The sequence below is a fragment of the Yersinia aldovae 670-83 genome (genome assembly GCF_000834395.1).
In the GTDB taxonomy this organism is placed as follows: domain Bacteria; phylum Pseudomonadota; class Gammaproteobacteria; order Enterobacterales; family Enterobacteriaceae; genus Yersinia; species Yersinia aldovae.
This window is the reverse complement of sequence record NZ_CP009781.1, coordinates 196,268-217,295: the sequence shown is the minus strand read 5'-3', so window position 1 is coordinate 217,295 and position 21,028 is coordinate 196,268. Positions and strand designations below refer to the sequence as shown.

Here is a 21,028-nt window from a genome sequence, read left to right as displayed (position 1 = left end):
TGACGGGCTTTTTGTTTTTAAAGAACGGTCACCGAAATCGAAATACAGCTAACATACCGCGTCTTCACGGATTAAGGGGACGGTACTTTTCAACCAATGCCAAGGCAATAGCTTCTGTTTCCACATCCGGCACACCACTGAAATCGGCTGCCCTGAAGTGCATTTGAAATGCTTTGATAACCTGATGGGTTTCGTCGTCTAATTCGCCACTTTGTGGAATTTGGTAGCCATAACGGGCGAGCGCTTGCTGAATAACCTCAACGGAAGCCATATCCTGCTTGTTCCGGCCACCAATATACTGAGCTACAGTGGCGTCATCTGGCCAGGCACCCACACCTTGTTCAGCCAAGCGTTTCCACGGAAATAGTGGGCCTGGGTCTGATTTTCTCATTGGCGCAATATCACTGTGGGCAACCACAGCAGTCGGCTCAATATTATAACGCTGTATAATGTCTTTGCTGAGCCGCTCAATCAATTCAATCTGAGACTCGTTGTAAGGATACCACTCTCGCCTCAACATCCCCTCAGTGAAGCCCTTATTGACAATTTCAATGCCTATCGAGGTATCATTGAGGCTACTCCGCCCCTGCCAGTTACTCACCCCCGCATGCCAGGCACGCTGTTCTTCAGGAACCAATTGCAATACAACGGGCTTCCCCCCCACGTTGGCAGGATGTGTTGTTACCAGATAATGCGCACTAACATCGCCCTGCGTCAGTAATCTTAGCGATTCTGCGTCATCGGTTGCTGTGTAATGAAGAACTAGAAAGCGCACCCGCTCGTTTTTGGCAACGGAAGGATAGTGGGTATCAATCTTATACTCGCCACGATCAATCAATTTATTCGAGCCATTGTTGTTTGAACTGCTACAGCCAGCCAACAGCAGTAATAGCCCTGAGCCTAATAACGTTCTTATGCTTAATAGCGTCCTCATCATCTTTCTCCCTATATGGTTAAGCACAGTTATAGTGACTCATCTGAACTAAATGAACTATCAACGATATGTTTAAATAATCTCTAATAAGAAACGGCCCCTGATGAGGAGCCGCTAATGACGATGTCCAATAACGATATATTATTGGCTCTATCTCATAAATCATTTATCAGAAGGGATAATCGCGATAACCCATTTGTTCTGAGATACGACGAGCGGCGCGATGCAACGATTTCACCACATCGCTCTTGTTGTCTTCAGAAAAGCGCAACGTTGGGTATGAAATACTTAATCCTGCAATGACCACCCCGAAACGGTCGAAAACAGGCACGGCAATACAACGCAAGCCTTCTTCCTGTTCTTCGATATCTTCGCCGAAACCTTGCTCACGAACCTGATCTAACACCGGCAACAGGTCGGCGGCACTTCTCAGCGTATGCGGCGTGCTATTGGTAAATTCAATATGTGACAAAATCTCTTCAACTTCAGCCCGGTCATGCCATGCCAATAACACTTTACCGATAGCGGTGCTGTGCAGCGGGTTACGGCGACCAATACGTGAATGCATCCGTAGGTTATACATAGAATCAATTTTGTGGATATAAACGATGCTATCTTCATCTAATGCGCCCAAGTGAATAGTTTCACGGGTTTCATTCGATAGCTCGCGCATTTGAATATCAGCACTGCGAATCAAGTCTACATTTTGTAAAGACTTAGCACCCAATTCAAACAATTTCAACGTGAGTGAATACTTCTCTGATTGGGGGTCCTGTGCCACATAGCCCAGGGTTTTCATCGTTTGGAGAAAGCGGTAAACGGTACTTTTAGCCATCATTACACGTTGAGAAAGCTCGGTAATACCGATGTCCCGCTCTTCGCCCAATGCTTGTAAAATGCCAAAAATCTTTAGAACCGATGAAACCGCATCGGGCTGTTTATCTTTATCTTTATCTGCAATCGCCATTTTTGCTTACCCTACTCAGTTTTCTGTATTTCATAAAACAGTATGTTTTAAAAAAAATAGAACAGTGGTTTCATTGTAAATGGAAGTTGCAATACTGCGCAATAAACAATGTAAATAATTGGCTAAAAGCGTTTCAGACGGCAAATTAGCCTCTCTCCAAGCGCGAGGCTAATGCAAGATTCAGCTATTGCCAGACAGATTCAGGCAATGTGGCCAAATAGAGTGCCGGCTTGCCGTGAACATCTGACGTAAAGAGAACTTGTTTATCATCAGGTGTAAAGGAAGGATGTGGATGGGTGACCTGCCGATCACCTTCAAATACTTGCCATGAGGTGTCATGACGGGCAACGCGGTGCTGAGTGCCATTCTTCATATTAAACACATACAGGAAAGGATCATTTTCGATCTTATAACCGCTATCGTCTTGTACATCGACCGGCGCATCAGAGCCGTCGCCTACCATCAGTGAACCGTCATAGTTACTCATCAAATGAGAACAGGCGGGCATTGAGGTTAACTGACGGTTTTCCAGCGTCACCGGATCAGCGCTGTAGATAAAACGCTCTGGGCTGCCTTTCAGATAGGAGACATAGACCAGCGCGGAGCCATCTGGTACCCAGAATTCATGGGTACAACTTTCACCTTCCGCATGAGTCTTCACTTTACGCATGTTGCTGCCATCTTCATTGATCAACCACATACGTGCATCGACCAGATCGTGTGGCCCTTCATGGCAAAATGCCACGGTGCTGTCATCATATGGGCGATAAATAGGATGACCGAGCCATTGATTCTCTTGCAGAATGACCGCTGACTCGCCGGTTTTCAAATCAACACGCATCAAGCGGCAGCAGGGGTTTGTGAAATAAAACGCGTGGAATTTCTTCCAGTCGGTCAACGGCTCCCAATCTTCTCGTTTAATTTCAATACCGACCAATTTGGTGCAATCGGAATTAGCCACCCAAGTCCCGTAACCGACCCACGCTTCCGGCACCTGATACACCACACTCTCGTCCAATGTGGCAAGGTCAACACGCATCAGGTTTCGGCCATCTTTGACATAAAACAATGCATCATCTTGCGGTGACAAAAAACCACCAAAGGTATTGTCACCATGCCCTTCGGTCAATTGAGTGGCAACCTGGGTGGTAAGATCCAGTAAGTAATAGTTCCACGGGCCATCAAAAGCGCCACCAAACAGCAACTTGCTGCCGTCGCGGGTGAAACACTTTTGATAAAAATAATTACGGTGACATGTCACCTCAGGAGGGGTTAGTCGTGTAACCTGTACACCGGTAGAGGCATCCTGGTAGGTGTGAAATGTCAGGGGGATTTGTTTACCTTTGGCCATCCGGAAAGTCCTTAAATCGTCAGAGAATTAAAATTTGCCCGTAGGCTAACCTGTTTGGCTAATACCACCTCATATTATAGAAACCGCGTTTCACTTTTCCGTGATCATGGTTCTACTTTTACTGATTATCTTAAATTACTGTCGTTATCAGGCTGTTAATCTGCTTTTTCACTTAACGTTAGCTTGCGGTTTAGCGCGAGTATGACCAACAAATGATGCAATCACCCACAATACTCGTTAGCATATAAATACTTCCCTACATGACTATTTTATAGGTAAATGCCTATGACCTCCCCTGTACCCGATGGCTTGCCCGTTCCTCAACGTTATGCCGCAATACTGGTTATCGCTCTGGGGATTACCATTGCGGTATTGGACGGCACAATTGCCAACGTGGCACTGCCAACCATAGCCCGTGACCTCAATGCCAGCCCGGCGACATCTATCTGGGTGGTCAATGCCTATCAGTTAGCCATTACTATCTCATTGCTGTCGATGGCCTCTTTGGGCGACATTATTGGCTACCGGCGGGTATATCAGGCCGGCTTGCTGGTATTCAGTATCACGTCGCTGTTTTGCGCGCTATCGGATTCATTATGGACACTGACATTCGCCCGTGTGCTACAAGGGTTTGGTGCCGCTGCATTGATGAGCGTGAATACTGCGCTGATTCGTATTATTTATCCCCGCGCACAACTGGGCCGCGGCATCGCTATCAACTCGGTGATTGTTGCCGTCTCTGCGGCGGCTGGCCCGACTATCGCCTCCGCCGTATTAGCGGTTGCCTCCTGGCAGTGGCTGTTTGCCATTAACGTACCGATTGGGCTACTGGCATGGGGGCTTGGCATGAAATACTTGCCCGCCAACAGTAGCAAAAGCAACGGTAATCACTTCGATTTTACCAGTTGTATTATGAATGCCCTGACCTTTGGCCTGCTGATCACCGCGATTAGTGGTTTTGCTCAGGGGCAAAGCCCGACGCTGATTGCCGCTGAAATTGTCGCGTTGCTACTGATCGGTTTCTTCTTTGTACGCCGCCAACTCAGTCAACCCTTCCCACTGCTGCCGGTTGATTTGCTGCGAATCCCCATTTTTGCGCTGTCGATTGGCACCTCAATTTGCTCTTTCGCCGCACAAATGCTGGCGATGGTGTCACTGCCCTTCTTCTTACAAACCGTGTTAGGCCGTGATGAGGTGGCAACCGGCTTGCTATTGACGCCGTGGCCACTGGCAACCATGGTCGTCGCACCGATAGCCGGGCGATTAGTCGAACGCTATCATGCAGGATTATTGGGAGGAATTGGTTTGGCGGTCTTTGCCAGCGGGTTGTTCCTGCTCGCGCTTTTGCCTGCCAACCCAAGTGATGCGGATATTATCTGGCGAATGATCCTGTGTGGCGCAGGCTTTGGGTTATTTCAGGCGCCCAATAACCACACCATTATCTCCGCAGCCCCCCAACACCGCAGTGGCGGTGCCAGTGGCATGTTGGGTACCGCCCGTTTATTGGGGCAAACCTCGGGTGCCGCATTGGTGGCATTGATGTTTAATCTATTCTCAACCAGTGGTACTCATGCTTCATTAGTGCTGGCGGGGGGGTTTGCCAGTATCGCGGCGTTGGTCAGCGTGCTGCGCGTGACACAAAAACGCAGTTAAAACGCAAAACCCCGCCGTAGCGGGGGTTTTGTTTCGTACCGTCACTGCCGTTATTTCAGATACTCACCCGAACGCAGCGCTTCGATACGTTTATCCAATGGCGGATGTGACATAAACAGCTCGCTGAATGTCTTGGATTTACCATTAATACAGAAAGCCATCATGCTGCCTGCCTCCTGTGGCTCATAACTGGTTTTCAGCCGTTGCAGCGCGGCTATCATCTTCTCGCGCCCCACCAACCTTGCAGAACCGGCATCGGCATGGAATTCACGGTGACGTGAGAACCACATGGTAATAATACTGGCCAGAATACCAAACACCAATTCCAACACCATAGAAACTGCGAAATAGACCATTGGGTTACCAGAACTGCTCTCTTCACCGTCACGATCACCGGACAAGAAGCCTGCGGCCACTTGTGCAATCAGGCGTGAAATGAAGATCACAAAGGTATTCACAACGCCCTGAATCAACGTCATGGTCACCATATCACCATTCGCTATATGGCTAATTTCATGGGCGATAACGGCTTCAGCCTCATCACGGCTCATATTTTGCAATAAACCGGTACTGACCGCCACCAATGAGGCATCACGGCGAGCACCGGTTGCGAAAGCATTGATATCCGGCGCTTGATAAACCGCTACCTGCGGCATGGCAATACCCGCCTGCTGAGACTGGCGGCGTACCGTTTCCAGTAACCAGCGTTCGGTTTCATTGCGTGGCTGTTCAATCACTTCACCGCCAACCGAACGCAGAGCCATCCATTTGGACATCAGCAACGAAACAAATGCGCCGCCGAAACCAAACAGACCCGCCATAATCATCAGCCCCTGCACACTACTGGACTGAATACCTGTCAGGCTTAGTACCAACCCGAACACCAACATAACCGCCAGGTTGGTGACAAGGAACAGAGCGATACGCATCATAAAAATTTATTTCCTTATTTTGTTAAATCAAATTTGTGTTAAGCCAAATTTGCAGTGAGTCAAAATGACACTAAATCGACATCATGACTTCGCTAAATTACTGCTGAGATACGCTGATCGTATGGGCATCTGATAAATTTTCAAGGCTTGTTAAGTGCTAAGCGGGTAAATCAACATAACTTTACAAATTTGGATACTTTCCATTACATATATTGCTATTTTTTCACCAATCGATAAATTCGGCGATGAAAAGCGAGCAAAAAAAATCCGAGCTATTTATAGCCCGGACTCTTCATATCATTGGCAGAATTACTTGGCGGTGGTTGCCGTCGCAGCCGGGCTTACCGCTTGCGGTTCAACCTGTGGTTGCGCCTTTTCCTGATTCGCTAAATCCAGTGCAATATGCACTGTTTCATCCAGATAAGGGTCTGGCTCCTGATAGTCTTTTGGCAAATCGTCCAATGACTTCAGTGGCTTTTTACCTTCACGTTTAAAGCGCTCATTTAAGCGATTTAGCCGCGTGGCATCATCATCATGATTCTCTTTCTCACGCTGTGCGTAGTTGAGAGAGACAATGTTTTTCTTATCTTTCATTGCCTTATAACGTTCAATGTCTTGCTGAATATGCTGGAACTCAGCATTAACCGCAATGCGCGCGGCATGTGCTTTTAGCAATGCCGGTTCAAACGGTTTCAGTGAGCCAGACTTGGTATAGCTGGCCGCATTGATGCTGTCCCAAGGCAGGGCATTATCTTCAAAACTTTCACCGGTTTCAGCCGGATCGACGCCGGTTGGCATCACAATATCGGGCACCACACCTTTACGTTGGGTACTGCCACCATCTACCCGATAGAATTTCTGGATAGTGTATTGCAGTGATCCCAGCGCTGGCCATTCAGGGCGCAGCATTTGATCGTAAATACGGTTGAGTGAACGATACTGTTGCACCGTACCTTTACCGAAGGTTGGCTCACCAACAATCAATGCACGACCATAATCTTGCATTGCCGCAGCAAAAATCTCAGAAGCAGAGGCACTGTAGCGGTCAACCAACACCACCAGCGGGCCTTTGTAATACACCACGCCGTCAGTATCGCTGTCTTCGCGCACTTTGCCATTGTTATCCCGCACCTGAACCACCGGGCCACTGGGAATAAATAAGCCGGAAAGTGAAACCGCTTCAGTCAATGCTCCGCCGCCATTACTGCGCAGGTCAATGATAATGCTGCTGACATTCTGCTTTTCCAGTTTTTGCAGTTGCGCCTTCACATCTTCGGTCAGGCCAACATAGAAACCCGGTATATCCAGCACACCAACACGTTCTTTACCGATGGTTTTCACCGACATTTTTACCGCGCGGTCTTCCAGACGGATGCGTTCTCGGGTCAAAGTGACCGTGCGAGGTTTGGTTCCTTTGCCCGCAGGCAAGATTTCCAATCGCACTTTACTGCCCTTCGGCCCTTTAATCAGTGCCACAACATCATCCAGACGCCAACCTATGACATCTACCATCGGTTTGCCGGTCTGCCCAACACCAATCACCCGATCACCGACCGCGATAGTCTTGCTTTTCGCCGCTGGCCCACCAGGAACCATAGAGTTGATTAATGTGTAATCATCATCCATTTGCAGAACCGCACCAATACCTTCCAGAGACAAGCTCATTTCGGTATTAAACTGTTCAGTATTTCGCGGTGACAAGTAATTGGTATGCGGATCTATTTCATGGGCGAACGCATTCATGAACAGTTGGAAAACATCTTCACTGTTACTTTGCGTTAAACGCTTGATGGCGGCCTGATAGCGTTTCGTCAGCGTCTCTTTGATCTCTTTGTCCGTTTTACCGGTCAGTTTCAAATTGAGCTGATCGTATTTGACTTTTGCGTCCCAAAGCTGGTTCAACTCGGCTTGGCTGGTTGGCCACGGTGCCTTACCGCGATCGATATCAATGGTGTCATTACCGCTAAAGACCATTGGCCGGTCTAATACCGATAAAGCATACTGGTAACGCTCAAAACGGCGTTTTTGCGCCAAATTGAATAACGCATACGGCGTATCTAATTGGCCGGATTTTAATTCATCGTCCAGCGAATGTTTTTTATCCGCGAACTGTGCCACATCTGATGCCAACAACACGTTATGGCTGTAATCCAGCATGTTGAGATAGCGATCAAATATTTTGGCTGAAAACTGATCGTCTAATGCAAATTGACGATAGTGAGAGCGAGTGAAGCGCGATGTTACGCGCTCACTCACGGTTGCATGCTCAGGTTCCTGACGCAGTTGAGGAAGTTGATCAATACGGTATGTCGTATCGGCTGCGTAACTCGCCCCCGCCAGTAACAAGCCTGCGATTGCTGTTAGTCTGACAAATTTGTTCATGCCTAGGTTGGCCTCCGTATCAGAACTGCAAGTGTTCTGCGCGCACAATCATCGCCAGACCGGAAGATAGCTGCACCCGTACGCCATCTTTAGCGATTTCTAATACGGTTGCGTTCATTGCGCTCTTACCTGCTCTGACTTTGATTTCTTGACCAATTTGCAGTTTAGAGATATCTGTGACCGGCACAGGGCGTAGCTGGTTTTCCTCGGCCTGTGGGCGAGGTGGCCGAGCCTGTTGCGGGCGAGGTGACTGACGAGGCTTACGGTTTTCCACAGAAGCATCCGCTTCACGACGCGGCGCAGGTTTTTTACCTGCCGGACGTGGACGACGTGGCTCTGGGGTTTCACCCGCAGCAATGGCAGCTTCGCGTTTTTTAGCTTGTTGTTCAGCACGTTGTGCCTGAACACGGGCTTTCGCCTCTTCTAGCTGTTTGCGGGCATGTTCTACATGTTGCTCTTCCAGCACACCACAAGGGTTGCCATCCAAATCAACACGTTCAGCACCGACTTTGACCCCATATAAATAACGCCAGCTAGAGGTGTAGAGACGCAGCGCAGAACGCAATTGCGTTTTGCTTAAATTCTCTTCCCCCTGAACACGCTCGACCAGATCTTGAAAAATACCGATCTTAAGTGGACGTGCTTCGCCTTCGGCGGTGAAACAAAGCGGAAACCGCTCGGCCAAAAAGGCTATGACTTCTTTACTACTGTTCAACTTAGGTTGATTTTCCATGAAATTTCCTGATTACAACGGGTTTGCCAACCAGCGCAGGCATGAACAGGCGTCATTATAATGACGCTATCAGCAATTGCCACGTTATCTGTCTATCAACTTGCAGTCTGTGTGACATATTTTGTACTGTCACAATGCTCAAGATGCTCGCAAAGCCCCGCCACGACTGAGGTTAAGCCCAATTCGTCGTCTTCATCAAAGCGATCATAAACAATGCTGTCGATATCCAAAACGCCGATAATTTCACCCTTTACCACGATTGGCAGCACAATTTCAGCATTACTGGCTGCGTCACATGCGATATGACCGGGGAATGCATGTACATCACCCACTCGCTTGACGCGATTTTCTGCCGCCGCCGACCCACACACCCCTTTCCCGATGGGAATACGCACGCAGGCGATTTTCCCCTGAAAAGGCCCCAATACTAATTGATGTCCATCCATCAAATAGAAACCTGCCCAGTTCAGCCCCTCGAGGCGCTCAAACAATAAGGCGCTGGCATTGGCCAATGTGGCAATAAAATTAGTCTCACCTGTAATCAGGGCACTCAAATCACGTTTTAATTCCGCGTAGAATTCTGCTTTTATCATGTAATGACCGTTAGAAACCCAAGAATAACCAGAGCCAATGAATAACTTAGCTCATATAAAGTAATCATTAAAACCCCTTTGCCACAAGGTTATTCAGCTATAAAGGAATAAAAGAGTTATCAACATTGGCTGTTTGGCCCGTTTTGCCCCTTGTTTTGACCGATTGCTCTGCTACCATCCGCGTTATTATTAATGAAACGGCGTCGGTGTCAGGATATAAATAATTATGAAGATACATGCTATCCAACGCCCACTCTCCACCGCCAGAGTACAGCGATGCTGTGAATGCGACGCGCTGTTTACATTACCGGCGCTTAATAGCAGGCAAACGGCGCATTGCCCGCGATGCAGTGCGAAAATCACCAGTGGCCGCGACTGGTCACTCACCCGCCTGACCGCAATGGCTGTCGCCATGCTGCTGCTGATGCCATTTGCATTTACCGAACCCCTGATCACTATTCGTCTGCTGGGTACGCGCATTGATGCCAGCCTGCTGGAAGGCATTTGGCAAATGAGCCGTCAGGGTGGCCCCATTACCGCCAGCATAGTGGCTTTCTGTGTGCTCGGCGCGCCCATCACGCTGACGGTTTCTATTCTCTATTTGCGGATTGGCAGCCGGATTGGGATGAACCTGCGCCCGATTCTACTGATGCTGGAACGGCTGAAAGAATGGGTCATGCTGGATATCTACTTAATTGGTATGGCGGTGGCCTGTATCAAGGTTAAGGACTACGCCGACATTATGCCCGGTGGTGGCTTGATTGCGTATCTGGCACTGACATTGCTCAGTATCCTGACCTTAGTTCACCTTAACCTCGAGCAGCTATGGGCGCGTTTTTATCCGCAGGAACAGCTCCCCGGCCCACGGGAGACATTGCGAGTTTGTCTGTCATGCCACTATACCGGCCACGCCGATGGACGCGGGCGCTGCCCACGCTGCCATACCCCCTTGCGCCACCGTCGCCGCCACAGCATCCAAAAAACCTGGGCGGCATTGATTGCCTCTATCGTGTTATTACTGCCCGCGAATCTACTGCCAATATCCATCGTTTATGCTAACGGCACACGCATGGAAGACACTATTTTTTCCGGTGTGGTTTCGCTGGCGACCTCGGGCAACCTGCCGATTGCCGCAGTAGTATTTATTGCCAGTGTACTGGTACCCTTTACCAAAATCATTGTCTTAATAACATTACTGTTGAGTATTCATTTAAAGACGCAGCACAGCTTGAAAACCCGTATGCGCTTGCTACGACTGATTACCTGGATTGGCCGCTGGTCAATGTTGGATCTGTTCGTGATTGCGCTCATGATGTCGCTGATTAATCGCGATCAGCTCCTTTCCTTTACTATGGGGCCGGCAGCCTTCTATTTTGGGTCTGCGGTCATTTTGACTATCCTTGCTGTTGAATGGCTGGATAGCCGATTGATTTGGGATGCACATGCAACAGGAAACGCCGAGTACGCCGACTGAGGCACAGGTTAAACACAAACGCCGGATTTCACCTTTCTGGTTGCTGCCTTTTATTGCCCTGCTGATCGCCGGTTGGTTAATTTATAACAACTGGCAAGAGCGTGGGACAGAAGTCACCATTGACTTCCAATCTGCTGCCGGCATTGTCGCTGGCCGGACTCCGGTTCGCTATCAAGGGGTGGAAGTCGGTATAGTGCAATCCATCAATCTGGATGATGACCTGCGCAATATTAAAGTGACCGCCAGTATCAAGAATGATATGGAAGATTCGCTGCGCGAGGGTACTCAATTCTGGCTGGTAACCCCCAAAGCATCGCTGGCTGGGGTTTCGGGGTTAGATGCGCTGGTAGGCGGTAACTATATCGGCATGATGCCAGGAGAAGGCAAATCGCAGAGCCATTTTACCGCATTAGATACCCAACCCAAATTTCGCCTTAATACCGGCGAGCTAATGGTTCATTTACATGCCCCGGATCTGGGGTCACTCAATAACGGCTCACTGGTTTACTACCGTAAAATCCCTGTGGGCAAAGTTTATGATTACAACATTGCCCCAGATAATAATGGCGTAGTTATTGATGTGCTGATTGACCGTCGCTTTGCCAAATTAGTCAAAAATGACACTCGCTTTTGGAATGTGTCTGGCTTTAAAGGCGATTTTAGTCTGAACGGCGCGACAGTGCAGATGGAGAGCCTGGCGGCGTTGGTTAATGGCGCGATTGCCTTTGATTCGCCGCCAGGCAGCCAAAATGCAAAACCAGACCATCCATTCCAGCTCTACCCTGATTTGGCACACAGTCAGCGCGGTGTCGCCATCACGCTGGATTTACCCAGCGGCAATAGTCTGAACGCAGGGCGAACACCATTGATTTATCAAGGTTTGCAAGTTGGCACCCTGACCAAAATGACACTGCAACCCGACAGCAAAGTAACCGGTGAGCTGACCCTCGATCCCTCAGTGGTTGATCTTATGCGCACAGGCACCCGTATTGAGATGAACAGCCCACGAATCAGCCTTAATGATGCCAAACTGAGTGAGTTATTGACGGGCAATACTCTGGAACTGATTCCAGGTGAAGGCGAGCCACAGCAGCACTTCACCATACTGCCCAGCAGTAAAAGCCTGTTGCAGCAGCCTAATGTGCTAACGTTGCAACTAACCGCACCACAAAGTTATGGCATTGATATCGGCCAGCCAATCTCACTGCATGGGGTTAAAATCGGTCAGGTATTAACCCGTGAGCTGACAGCAACTGGTGTCAATTTTAGCGTGGCAATTGAGGCGAAATACCGTGATCTGGTGCATAAAGACAGTAAATTTGTCGTCAACAGCCGCCTGGATGTGAAACTCGGTATTGACGGTATTAACGTGCAAGGGGCCAGTGCTCAGGAGTGGATTGACGGCGGTATTTTGATCCTCCCCGGCAGCAAAGGGGAGGCACTGGATAAGTATCCGCTTTACAGTAACGTGGACAAAGCGACTGAAGGTATTTTAGGCAGTGCACCCGTGACTACCCTCACCCTGACGGCCACCAACTTGCCTGATGTACAGGCCGGCTCAGTGGTGTTATACCGCAAGTTTCAGGTCGGTGAGATTACCCATATTCAGCCAAAAGCCAATGAGTTTGAGGTGAATGTGTATATCCAGCCTGAATACCGTAAGCTACTGACAGATAAAAGTATCTTCTGGGCAGAAGGTGGGGCGAAAGTGCAACTGAACGGCAGTGGGTTAACGGTTCAGGCCGCGCCGCTGAACCGTGCGTTAAAAGGTGCCATCAGTTTCGACAATCTGGAAGGCGTTACATTAGATAAAGGTGCCAAACGCACTCTTTATAGTAATGAAACGGCCGCCCGCGCTGTCGGCAGCCTGATAATATTACGCACCTTCGATGCCAGCAAATTGGCCGCAGGAATGCCAATTCGCTATCTGGGTATCAATATCGGTCAGGTTGAATCATTAAAACTGGCACCAGAGCGCAATGAGGTATTGGCCAAAGCGGTGCTGTACCCTGAGTATGTGCAGAGCTTTGCACGGGCGGGGACTCGCTTCTCCATCGTGTCACCTGAAATTTCCGCAGCCGGAGTCAATAATCTGGATACGCTGTTCCAACCCTATATCAATGTTGAGCCGGGTAAAGGTGACACAGTGCGTTCATTTGAACTACAAACCGCCACCATTACTGACTCCCGCTATCTCGATGGCCTCAACATCATTCTGGATACCGCAGAAGCCGGATCGTTACAGGTCGGTACGCCAGTGCTGTTCCGTGGGCTAGAAGTGGGGACAGTGACCGGATTTAACCTGGGTGCCATGTCTGATCGCGTGCAGGTATCAATCCGTATCAGCCAGAAGTTTCAGCAATTGGTGCGGCAAAATAGCGTCTTCTGGCTGGCATCGGGCTATAATCTGGAGTTTGGTCTGACTGGCGGTGTGGTGAAAAGTGGCACCTTCCAGCAATTTATCCGTGGCGGAATTGCTTTTGCCACCCCACCAACCACACCATTAGCGCCGAAAGCCAGTATCAATCAACACTTCCTGCTCAATCCGGAAGAACCTAAGGATTGGCGCAACTGGGGTACGGCTATTCCTCGTTTTTAAATCATACTCGCTTAAATCAATATTGGAGGGTAGCCGCTGGCTGCCCTCCTGATAGGTTGATAGATCCTTCCCCGCCAATTATCTAAATACTTACCACTCTATTATTTAGCCACACATTCATTCTATTTCTCTGACAGACAGCTTTACATCAATAACCCCACGTCATGGATATTAATTTCACTTAACTCACCGCTCCGGTCAGATAACCTCGCGCTGTCAAAGCAATAAATTATATTTTATAAAAATTAGATAGATGCAGAGTTTTCACATTAATTTGAAACATTTCTCGAGTGTTGCTACGTTTAATTAACCATCGATAAATTCAATATTTTGTAACAAATACATCAAGTTTGTGCCATATCATGCCATTGTTAACCCTAATCAGTTACAACGGAAAAAGACAATGTCCGTGTAGAGCTAGAATATTAGTTTTGAGGAAAGTCAGTGAATTACCGTTACCACATATCAATTTATCAATAAGTTAGAGCAGATTTCACTGTTTGTTTTTATCATTATATTGATCTTGTAACATTAAAAAATAACTTATAGATAAGAAAAATCCGATTGAGCTGTACTAAATCTATCCCTGTTATACAATCTGCGGGCTTAAATAATAGCCGACATATTTCTACCTAAGGAAAGCCGTGATTAAACAGGAGTGGACATCATGACTGATTGCGATAATCGAGAAAGCTCATCTGATATTAGTTTATTAGATGAGATGAATAGCTTGCGGGATATCATCGAAAACAACTCAGACTGGATCTGGGAAGTCAATGCTGCGGGTCGCTACACATTCTCATCCGCAAGATCTATTGAGCTGCTTGGTCGCCATCCTCATGAAGTGGTCGGCAAAACCCCGTTTGACTTTATGCCAGACGATGAAGCAAAGCGGTTAAAGCAAATCTTCGCCGACATTACCACAGCACGCATCCCTTTCGCTGGTTTACAAAACCGCAATATTCGGGCCGATGGCAGTGAAGTGCTGGTCGAAACCAGTGGCATCCCCTTGTTTGATGAAAGCGGTACTTTCAAAGGTTATCGAGGGATTGACCGCAACCTAAGTAATTTGCCCTATAACGCAGGCAAACGCCTGTTTGAACTGGAATCGATTTACTCTAACGCCCCTGCGGGTCTGTGCTTTATCGATATCAGCCTGCGCTATGTTACTGTCAACGATTATCTTGCTGAATTATTAGGGAAAAATACGCTAGAGGTCAATGGCCGAAAAGTGGCTGACTTTTTACCCAGTATTGTGCCTATCTTGCAAAGTGCCCTGTTAAAAGCCTACTGCAATGACACCATTGCGGATGCTGAGTTTCAGATGCCGGATAAGAAACGGGTATTTTTCATGCGGATCAATGCGGCCAGATATCCCAACGGCCAGGTCAGTGGGCTATCCGTCGCCATGATTGATATCTCCCCGTTAAAAGAGCTGGAAGCAAAACTGCGCAGCAGCAAACAACATTACCGCAATATGGTCGAACTGAACCCACAGATCCCCTGGACCGCCTCCCCCGACGGCATGATTACCGATGTCAGTTCGCGTTTTGAAAAAATCACCGGTCTGACGCGCGAAGAAGCACTGGCAGATAAATGGCTTAGAACAATCCATATGGATGACCGCCACCCGACGCTGGTCAGTTGGGAGCATTCACTGCAAACACACCACCCTTTGGATGTTGAAATTCGCTTTTGTCATGTGGAAAAAGGCTGGAACTGGATGCGCATTCGTGCGGTTCCCAGTGTAGATGAAGACGGCAATGTTTTGTGTTGGTATGGCACTGCTGAGGATATACACGAGCGAAAATTACTTGAGCTTAAACTGGTTAAAGCCAATCGGCGTCTGGAAATTCAGGCCAGAACCGACTCACTCACCAAATTACCTAACCGCCGCGAGTTCAAAAAGGTACTGGCCCACGAGTTTATGCGCGCAAAACGTTCAAACTCACCCTTGGCCATTTTAATGATTGATATTGACTATTTTAAGAACTTCAATGATTGCTATGGACATATCTCTGGCGACGCTTGTTTAAGATTGGTCGCACGAGCATTACGTAAATCATTAAAACGGAGCACTGACATTGTAGCCCGTTATGGTGGTGAAGAGTTTGCCGCCATCTTGCCAGATACAGACCAGAACGGTGCCAACCTGGTCGCGGAGCACATTTTGCAATCTATCCGCGCAATGGGTATCAAGCACGGCGACAGTAAATTCCGCAAAGTGACCATCAGCCTCGGCGTGACGGTCTACCAATCCCGCAGTCATTGCACTGTTACTGATCAGGCTGATTTGGTGCAGGCAGCCGATCAGGCACTTTATTACTCCAAAAAGAACGGGCGGAATCAATTTAATGTGGTAGAACTGCCCTGTTAATAAGTGCTACAGCAACGTATCACCCATCACCACTCGCTTTTAACGCCATCCTCTGGCACTTTTTTTTAGCTCAGCTATTCTCAATAAGGCGACCTTTCTGGTCATACCTCCTACCACTTTTGTCAGTAAGGAGTCTTTATGGGAAAAACAGTAGTAAAAATCAGAAGTTTCGAAGTTGATGATGCGGAATTATCTTCTGTACCCGCTAAAGGCGAGAATACCCTCAGTATTCCCTGCAAATCAGATCCTGACTTGTGTATGCAGTTGGACGGATGGGATGAACATATCAGTATTCCAGCCATCTTAGATGGTCAGGACAAGCTATTGTATAAAAAGCATTATGATCAACACAAGGATGCCTGGGTAATGAGGGTTACCTGATTGCAGCAACAAGAAGATCCGTCAACCCATAGTTACAAATTATGAGTGACGGTTTCTTCTATTAGAATTTGATAATGCAATGCGGGGAAACGGGTAATAACTCTCGATATCCGCCCAACAATCAGAATGTTTCTAATACTTTGAACTGCATACAAATCAGCATCATATCAGGGGAAAACAACGCGTACTCCTCAAAGAAGCACTGATGTGTTTTACGCCAATAAGCCAAGGTTCGATCGCCCTCACCTTCGGCCAAAGCATGAGCTTCATCGACCTGATCAAAGGTCTTTAGCTCTACCCCAGTAAGTTCCACTGCGCAGGCGGGTTCATTGCGACCATTGACCACGACAAAAACATCACCCGTTTGCGGCACACCATCTTCATCCAACGCGGCACAGGTCGCCGTTTTCGTGCCATCCAATACCCGTGCCAGTAAATCATCAGCAACCCGTTCAGTATTACCAAATGCCCAACGCTCGGCGTTTTCATATTTTTGTGGGATTGTTGCCATAAGTTCGTTATTCCTATTCGTAATATTATTGATGCAGCGCATACTACACTTTATCTTAATCGACACGAACTGACTAACGCTCGCATCTGAATAAATTTCCGCTACGCTATCCAGAGGCATTGGCATTAAAACCAATCGGGCAATAATATCAAAGCCAAGACTGCTATAAAGGCTGCAATATGAAGATCGTAATAAGGACCTTATGGTGAACAAGCGCTTACATACAAAACATTGGAAAATGTTCGTGGTGTTACTTTGCATCTGCGGTGCATTGATGCTGTTACGTTGGGCATCAATGATTTTTAGCTGAAATGACCGCCGTTAGCGTTTATCTTTTGGTAAAAAAAGGCAACCACACTTAGGGCAAACCAACGCCGTATTTTTATGCACTTTCTCTGCACTCTGCTCAGAGGACGCACCACAATCTGGGCACTTAATTTTCACTCTGGCACTGCTGACCAGTTTCCTAAAGCTATCAAGAAATGACATATACTTGCCTCTCAGTTGCACAACTTACTTAGATTACGTTAACCGGCGGTAATAAACCGTGGGATGGTCAGCGTTTACTCAGATTATCTGTGCCAGGCCAGATTTCTATTACCGGCGAACACCGGTTGCGTCAGAGAACGGAAAGAAACAAGCAGAAAAAGGAAAGGTACGAGGAGTCACATTCACCACGCAGCATGGCTGGCATGCTTGGCGTAGTGAAGTGGTAGGCAGACTATAAGTAACCGTTTAGCTGGGATCAATGATTCCATAATTCTTGGATCAACCCTCTGATCCGCACCTTAGGAGCACCTGCAACCTGGCTGATCACACGGTTCGCGCTCAATATAGAAACTTCAGTATTCCATTCGTCAAAAGAGCATTCTGCATAGTTATCGTTGAAAGTTTTTTTTATCAAGGATTCAGCTTCGGACATCTCACTGAAATCTTTAGCGTTTATAAGGCACTGAGCAATGATTGAGATTTTTTTCATGTTTTATCCTTGATTATCGGTCGCATAGTGTAGCACAATTACAGTCTCTCTGATCACATACTGGTTAAATTGTTTTCTATTCAAGCCAACCTATTGATAACAAAGATAATCTATTAAAATCCCCCACGTTATTCCACAACAAAAAACACAAACCCTCACCAATCTGCCACAAAACATTCATTAGTTATTCACAAATTGTACGTTTCTTATGCAAAGTACATGCTATAGTGTAATTGCTTTGTCATGACGAAAGTTTTACCCATGTAGGTAACCGAGGTGTCAGATGATTAGCAATGTGTTCCTATATTCGCTGTTTATTATTTATATTACTGCCGCTTTAGTTGATGGCTCACTGCCCTTACTTGAGCTTATGTAAGCAGCCAATACCCGCTCGCTACAGTAACAACAATCTCTGCAATGCTGATAACCTCAATGGCTGTGTAGGGTTTCCGTCTCCAGTAATAACTCCCTTAGCTCAATCGCCCCCGGCGGCCTTAATGACCATTTAGGTCCCTGCAAAGCCAGAGCGTAACCTGCCTGATACAACCGCTCCATTTTGACTGGGTCAAAAATTTCAGCGCCGTCAATATCGACATCTGCCGGTATGGTTATCCAATGAAAGCCCGTTTGCTCCGCTAAAGAAAATGCATAAATACGATACAAATCCCCTACCAGGGCAGCTTTACTCGTTGAATCCAGAGTCCGTAAAGCAATATTGCGAACTAAACGAGGTGTCGGTTCTGGCTGTGGGCCAAGCTGCCCATTGTGAATGATATAAATATCTTCTTTGCTGTTTGCCAGCCCAGCCCTCGCACGCACCACTTTCGAACTGTACACTCCGCCATTGTAGAACACCCGTGCGGCAACACCGCCATCAACATGCATTTCATCATAATGTTTGCCGTTCGCTACTACATCAAACAATACCGGAGAGAAGGCGACTGGCACGGAGGAAGAAGCCAGCATAACCTGACGGAATAACGTCAATGCCTCAGGTGTTCCTTTGATGGCGATAAGCCCCATATTCCACACGATGAACCGCTGCGAATCAAGGTCAACCGTACCTATATAGAGACGCCGCCCATTCTGATGCGCTTTCGCAATTTGATTCATCAATTGTGGGGTAATATGGCTATCGATCAGCTGAGAAAGTGGGCTGGTATCAGCCAATGACTCGCGAAAAAATAGCCGGAACAAAAGATTATCTAAGTGAAAAATATCACGGGTTGTCGTTGTGGTATAAAAGTCGTGCAGCGCCTGGTCATAATCAGCGCCAAGGAAAGCAAAGGGGGCAATTAGCGCGCCAGTAGATACCCCACTCACTACTTTGAAAATCGGCCGTTTGCCTGTTTTAGTCCAACCATTCAAAAAACCAGCGCCAAAAGCACCATTAGGGCCGCCACCAGATAAGGCCAAATGCGGGTAAACCCATACCCCATCAGAGACTCGGAACATCTCTTTGGATTCATCTTGATAGGATTTAAGTAAGTCAGCTTCAAATATTGGGCTAACATGCCCCGCGCCCGCCCGAATATTAGGCATCTTGGGGATCTCGGCAACAGGCATTAGCGCTATCGGCACGGGATTCCTGGGTAACTGACTGCACCCGACCAATAAGAGAAATCCAATCAGCAATACCGTGGAATGTATTAATTTCCAACTCGTTATCATTATGTTTCCTAACAGGAATCACCGAATATAACCGACTAAAAATAACCTAATTTATGCGATTTTCCTACAAGCACGATGCTCTGTTATGCCACTGCTGTTGCGAAATATAGTACCAACAGTGCTGACTTAACGGGCTATCGGAGCTAACAGCAGGATGAAGGAAAGTATCCGACGCGCGCGTCATACCAATACGAGCCATCAACGCCTGTGAGCGCTGATTAATTAATGCGGTAAATGAGACAATTTCAGCCAGTTTTAATCGTTCAAAACCTACCTGTAATGCCCCCAGTGCAGCCTCCGTCGCCAAGCCCTGCCCCCAAAATGGGTAAGCAAAGCGCCAGCCTATTTCGACACAAGGTGAAAAAGGTAAATTCACAGTGGGGATATGTAACCCCAACGCACCGGCAAATTGTCCGCTGGCTTTAACTTCAACAGCCCACAACCCCCAACCGCGCTGGGCAATCAAAGTCTGACAGCGGTCAGCCATCGTATCGCTGTCTTTACGACTTAACGGCGCTGGAAAAAATGCCATAACACGCTTATCTGCATTCAACTCCGCAAACGGTGCTTTATCTGAAGGCAGCCACTGCCGCAGGCGTAACCGCTTGGTTTCAAACTCAATCACTTCACTCACGCTATTGCCTCTATAGATCATCTACCGTATCGGATACCTCCAATAACCTTCATATTTATGACGTCAGCAAACTATCCACTGTCTAATCGAGGGATACCAAGCCCTTCCGTTGTTTCACCTTTGCGATAGTGCGCACCACTGCCGCACCGAAGGTCGCTGCCATTGGTAGCTTGCGTACTTGCTAAGATACTCTGGTAACGTGTCACCATTCGAAACTAACCGATGAAGCATCAACGCTAAATCGGTATCTGCAATACACCATTCGCTAAACAGATACTTTCTACCATCCGACAGTAAACGTGCGGCCCCGGAAATAAGCTTATCAGCGGCCTGTTGACCCGCATCTGATAACGGTGGTAACTGCTCACCGGCAAAGACAACTTCAGTTGGGCGCTCACTGCGAATAGGGACTAAGTCACTACGTAACCAGGCCTGGATTTCACGCGCTCTGGCACGCTCTTGTCTATCCTGCGGATAAATTCGCGAATACTCAGGGAAAGCAAACCGCTCTTCCAAATATTCACTGATCGCGGAAGACTCTGACAGCTGAAAGTCGTCAATGACCAGCGTTGGCACACGACGAGTTGCTGACAACCGAACATAAGCTGGCTGTCTGTTTTCACCGCAAGAGAGATCAATGGGTTTTAATGAAAATGGGAGAGCTTTTTCCGTCAATGACACAAAAACAGACATCACATAAGGACTAAAAAAATTCGCATCTGTATACAACGTAATGGCATGATCGCACATTGCGGCTCCAGTTAATTATCACTCAGGTTTTACGTTAATCAGTTTAGCACTAACTGAAAAGTCCCTTGCTCATCCGTTCTTAACCTCAAGTAATACAGCACAGCCTT

19 protein-coding genes are annotated in these 21,028 nt (G+C 47.6%); 6 read left to right on the top strand and 13 right to left on the bottom strand.

The window, feature by feature from the left end; translation table 11 throughout:
* Nucleotides 1–64: 64 nt before the first annotated feature.
* From AT01_RS01050 to ogl, 3 genes are all read right to left on the bottom strand, one after another.
* A complete protein-coding gene (locus AT01_RS01050; RefSeq protein ID WP_042548442.1) occupies nt 65–916 on the bottom strand; it encodes an N-acetylmuramoyl-L-alanine amidase in 852 nt (283 codons plus the stop codon).
* 187 nt (nt 917–1,103) lie between these two features.
* Nucleotides 1,104–1,895: a DNA-binding transcriptional regulator KdgR gene (gene kdgR / locus AT01_RS01045; protein WP_162484237.1), complete on the bottom strand. Its 792-nt coding sequence runs from the start codon at nt 1,893–1,895 to the stop codon at nt 1,104–1,106.
* A gap of 190 nt (nt 1,896–2,085) precedes the next feature.
* Nucleotides 2,086–3,252 (bottom strand): oligogalacturonate lyase, encoded by a 1,167-nt coding sequence (ogl, locus tag AT01_RS01040; RefSeq protein ID WP_042545732.1) that lies wholly within the window; start codon nt 3,250–3,252, stop codon nt 2,086–2,088.
* Nucleotides 3,253–3,537: 285 nt separating this feature from the next.
* Here ogl and AT01_RS01035 point away from each other — a divergent pair, with 285 nt between their 5' ends.
* A complete protein-coding gene (locus AT01_RS01035) occupies nt 3,538–4,905 on the top strand; it encodes an MFS transporter (RefSeq protein ID WP_042545731.1) in 1,368 nt (455 codons plus the stop codon).
* 50 nt (nt 4,906–4,955) lie between these two features.
* Here AT01_RS01035 and htpX read toward each other — a convergent pair whose 3' ends face one another.
* From htpX to AT01_RS01015, 4 genes are all read right to left on the bottom strand, one after another.
* Nucleotides 4,956–5,837, bottom strand: a complete 882-nt coding sequence (gene htpX / locus AT01_RS01030; RefSeq protein WP_004700384.1) for a protease HtpX — start codon at nt 5,835–5,837, stop codon at nt 4,956–4,958.
* 309 nt (nt 5,838–6,146) lie between these two features.
* A complete protein-coding gene (gene prc / locus AT01_RS01025; RefSeq protein WP_042545730.1) occupies nt 6,147–8,219 on the bottom strand; it encodes a carboxy terminal-processing peptidase in 2,073 nt (690 codons plus the stop codon).
* A 19-nt stretch (nt 8,220–8,238) separates the two neighbouring features.
* Nucleotides 8,239–8,952 carry an RNA chaperone ProQ gene (proQ, locus tag AT01_RS01020; RefSeq protein ID WP_004700387.1) on the bottom strand — a complete coding sequence of 238 codons (714 nt, stop codon included), beginning with the start codon at nt 8,950–8,952 and terminating at the stop codon, nt 8,239–8,241.
* 95 nt (nt 8,953–9,047) lie between these two features.
* Complete coding sequence (locus tag AT01_RS01015) at nt 9,048–9,545, bottom strand: GAF domain-containing protein (protein ID WP_004700389.1); 498 nt, start codon at nt 9,543–9,545, stop codon at nt 9,048–9,050.
* Between the two features lie 226 nt (nt 9,546–9,771).
* Between AT01_RS01015 and yebS the strand changes: the two genes are divergently transcribed.
* The 4 genes from yebS to AT01_RS00995 all read left to right on the top strand — a co-directional run bounded on the left by yebS (nt 9,772) and on the right by AT01_RS00995 (nt 16,376).
* The gene (gene yebS / locus AT01_RS01010) at nt 9,772–11,019 is read left to right on the top strand and encodes a membrane integrity lipid transport subunit YebS (protein WP_042545729.1); all 1,248 of its coding nucleotides are present in this window, start codon (nt 9,772–9,774) and stop codon (nt 11,017–11,019) included.
* Nucleotides 10,988–13,618 carry a PqiB family protein gene (locus AT01_RS01005; protein ID WP_042545728.1) on the top strand — a complete coding sequence of 877 codons (2,631 nt, stop codon included), beginning with the start codon at nt 10,988–10,990 and terminating at the stop codon, nt 13,616–13,618. Before yebS ends, AT01_RS01005 begins: the two co-directional genes overlap by 32 nt.
* A gap of 667 nt (nt 13,619–14,285) precedes the next feature.
* Nucleotides 14,286–15,995: a sensor domain-containing diguanylate cyclase gene (locus AT01_RS01000; protein WP_042545727.1), complete on the top strand. Its 1,710-nt coding sequence runs from the start codon at nt 14,286–14,288 to the stop codon at nt 15,993–15,995.
* Between the two features lie 138 nt (nt 15,996–16,133).
* The gene (locus AT01_RS00995) at nt 16,134–16,376 is read left to right on the top strand and encodes a YebV family protein (RefSeq protein ID WP_004700399.1); all 243 of its coding nucleotides are present in this window, start codon (nt 16,134–16,136) and stop codon (nt 16,374–16,376) included.
* 121 nt (nt 16,377–16,497) lie between these two features.
* Here AT01_RS00995 and AT01_RS00990 read toward each other — a convergent pair whose 3' ends face one another.
* The gene (locus AT01_RS00990) at nt 16,498–16,887 is read right to left on the bottom strand and encodes an ASCH domain-containing protein (RefSeq protein WP_042545726.1); all 390 of its coding nucleotides are present in this window, start codon (nt 16,885–16,887) and stop codon (nt 16,498–16,500) included.
* A gap of 202 nt (nt 16,888–17,089) precedes the next feature.
* On the opposite strand from AT01_RS00990, the gene yniD reads away from it, so the two are divergent.
* Complete coding sequence (yniD, locus tag AT01_RS22145) at nt 17,090–17,197, top strand: small membrane protein YniD (protein WP_235427207.1); 108 nt, start codon at nt 17,090–17,092, stop codon at nt 17,195–17,197.
* A gap of 11 nt (nt 17,198–17,208) precedes the next feature.
* Here yniD and AT01_RS22140 read toward each other — a convergent pair whose 3' ends face one another.
* The 5 genes from AT01_RS22140 to yfcF all read right to left on the bottom strand — a co-directional run bounded on the left by AT01_RS22140 (nt 17,209) and on the right by yfcF (nt 20,921).
* Entirely contained in the window at nt 17,209–17,376 is a 168-nt protein-coding gene (locus tag AT01_RS22140; protein ID WP_222132741.1) for a YnfU family zinc-binding protein, read from the bottom strand.
* A 256-nt stretch (nt 17,377–17,632) separates the two neighbouring features.
* The gene (locus tag AT01_RS00985; protein WP_042545725.1) at nt 17,633–17,866 is read right to left on the bottom strand and encodes a hypothetical protein; all 234 of its coding nucleotides are present in this window, start codon (nt 17,864–17,866) and stop codon (nt 17,633–17,635) included.
* A gap of 429 nt (nt 17,867–18,295) precedes the next feature.
* Nucleotides 18,296–19,537, bottom strand: a complete 1,242-nt coding sequence (locus AT01_RS00980) for a patatin-like phospholipase family protein (RefSeq protein ID WP_042545724.1) — start codon at nt 19,535–19,537, stop codon at nt 18,296–18,298.
* A gap of 64 nt (nt 19,538–19,601) precedes the next feature.
* On the bottom strand, nt 19,602–20,192 hold the full coding sequence (locus tag AT01_RS00975) for a GNAT family N-acetyltransferase (RefSeq protein ID WP_200889095.1): 591 nt from the start codon (nt 20,190–20,192) through the stop codon (nt 19,602–19,604).
* Nucleotides 20,193–20,285: 93 nt separating this feature from the next.
* Nucleotides 20,286–20,921: a glutathione transferase gene (gene yfcF / locus AT01_RS00970; protein ID WP_042545723.1), complete on the bottom strand. Its 636-nt coding sequence runs from the start codon at nt 20,919–20,921 to the stop codon at nt 20,286–20,288.
* Between the last annotated feature and the right edge of the window lie 107 nt (nt 20,922–21,028).

Coding starts and splice junctions, on each gene's coding strand:
- AT01_RS00990 (WP_042545726.1), bottom strand. CDS start 16,887: ATGGCAACAATCCCACAAAAATATGAAAACGCCGAGCGTTGGGCATTT.
- AT01_RS01000 (WP_042545727.1), top strand. CDS start 14,286: ATGACTGATTGCGATAATCGAGAAAGCTCATCTGATATTAGTTTATTA.
- htpX (WP_004700384.1), bottom strand. CDS start 5,837: ATGATGCGTATCGCTCTGTTCCTTGTCACCAACCTGGCGGTTATGTTG.
- AT01_RS00995 (WP_004700399.1), top strand. CDS start 16,134: ATGGGAAAAACAGTAGTAAAAATCAGAAGTTTCGAAGTTGATGATGCG.
- AT01_RS22140 (WP_222132741.1), bottom strand. CDS start 17,376: ATGTCATTTCTTGATAGCTTTAGGAAACTGGTCAGCAGTGCCAGAGTG.
- yfcF (WP_042545723.1), bottom strand. CDS start 20,921: ATGTGCGATCATGCCATTACGTTGTATACAGATGCGAATTTTTTTAGT.
- AT01_RS01035 (WP_042545731.1), top strand. CDS start 3,538: ATGACCTCCCCTGTACCCGATGGCTTGCCCGTTCCTCAACGTTATGCC.
- AT01_RS00980 (WP_042545724.1), bottom strand. CDS start 19,537: ATGATAACGAGTTGGAAATTAATACATTCCACGGTATTGCTGATTGGA.
- AT01_RS00975 (WP_200889095.1), bottom strand. CDS start 20,192: ATGATCTATAGAGGCAATAGCGTGAGTGAAGTGATTGAGTTTGAAACC.
- yniD (WP_235427207.1), top strand. CDS start 17,090: ATGGTGAACAAGCGCTTACATACAAAACATTGGAAAATGTTCGTGGTG.
- AT01_RS01015 (WP_004700389.1), bottom strand. CDS start 9,545: ATGATAAAAGCAGAATTCTACGCGGAATTAAAACGTGATTTGAGTGCC.
- yebS (WP_042545729.1), top strand. CDS start 9,772: ATGAAGATACATGCTATCCAACGCCCACTCTCCACCGCCAGAGTACAG.
- proQ (WP_004700387.1), bottom strand. CDS start 8,952: ATGGAAAATCAACCTAAGTTGAACAGTAGTAAAGAAGTCATAGCCTTT.
- AT01_RS01005 (WP_042545728.1), top strand. CDS start 10,988: ATGCAACAGGAAACGCCGAGTACGCCGACTGAGGCACAGGTTAAACAC.
- AT01_RS00985 (WP_042545725.1), bottom strand. CDS start 17,866: ATGAAAAAAATCTCAATCATTGCTCAGTGCCTTATAAACGCTAAAGAT.
- ogl (WP_042545732.1), bottom strand. CDS start 3,252: ATGGCCAAAGGTAAACAAATCCCCCTGACATTTCACACCTACCAGGAT.
- prc (WP_042545730.1), bottom strand. CDS start 8,219: ATGAACAAATTTGTCAGACTAACAGCAATCGCAGGCTTGTTACTGGCG.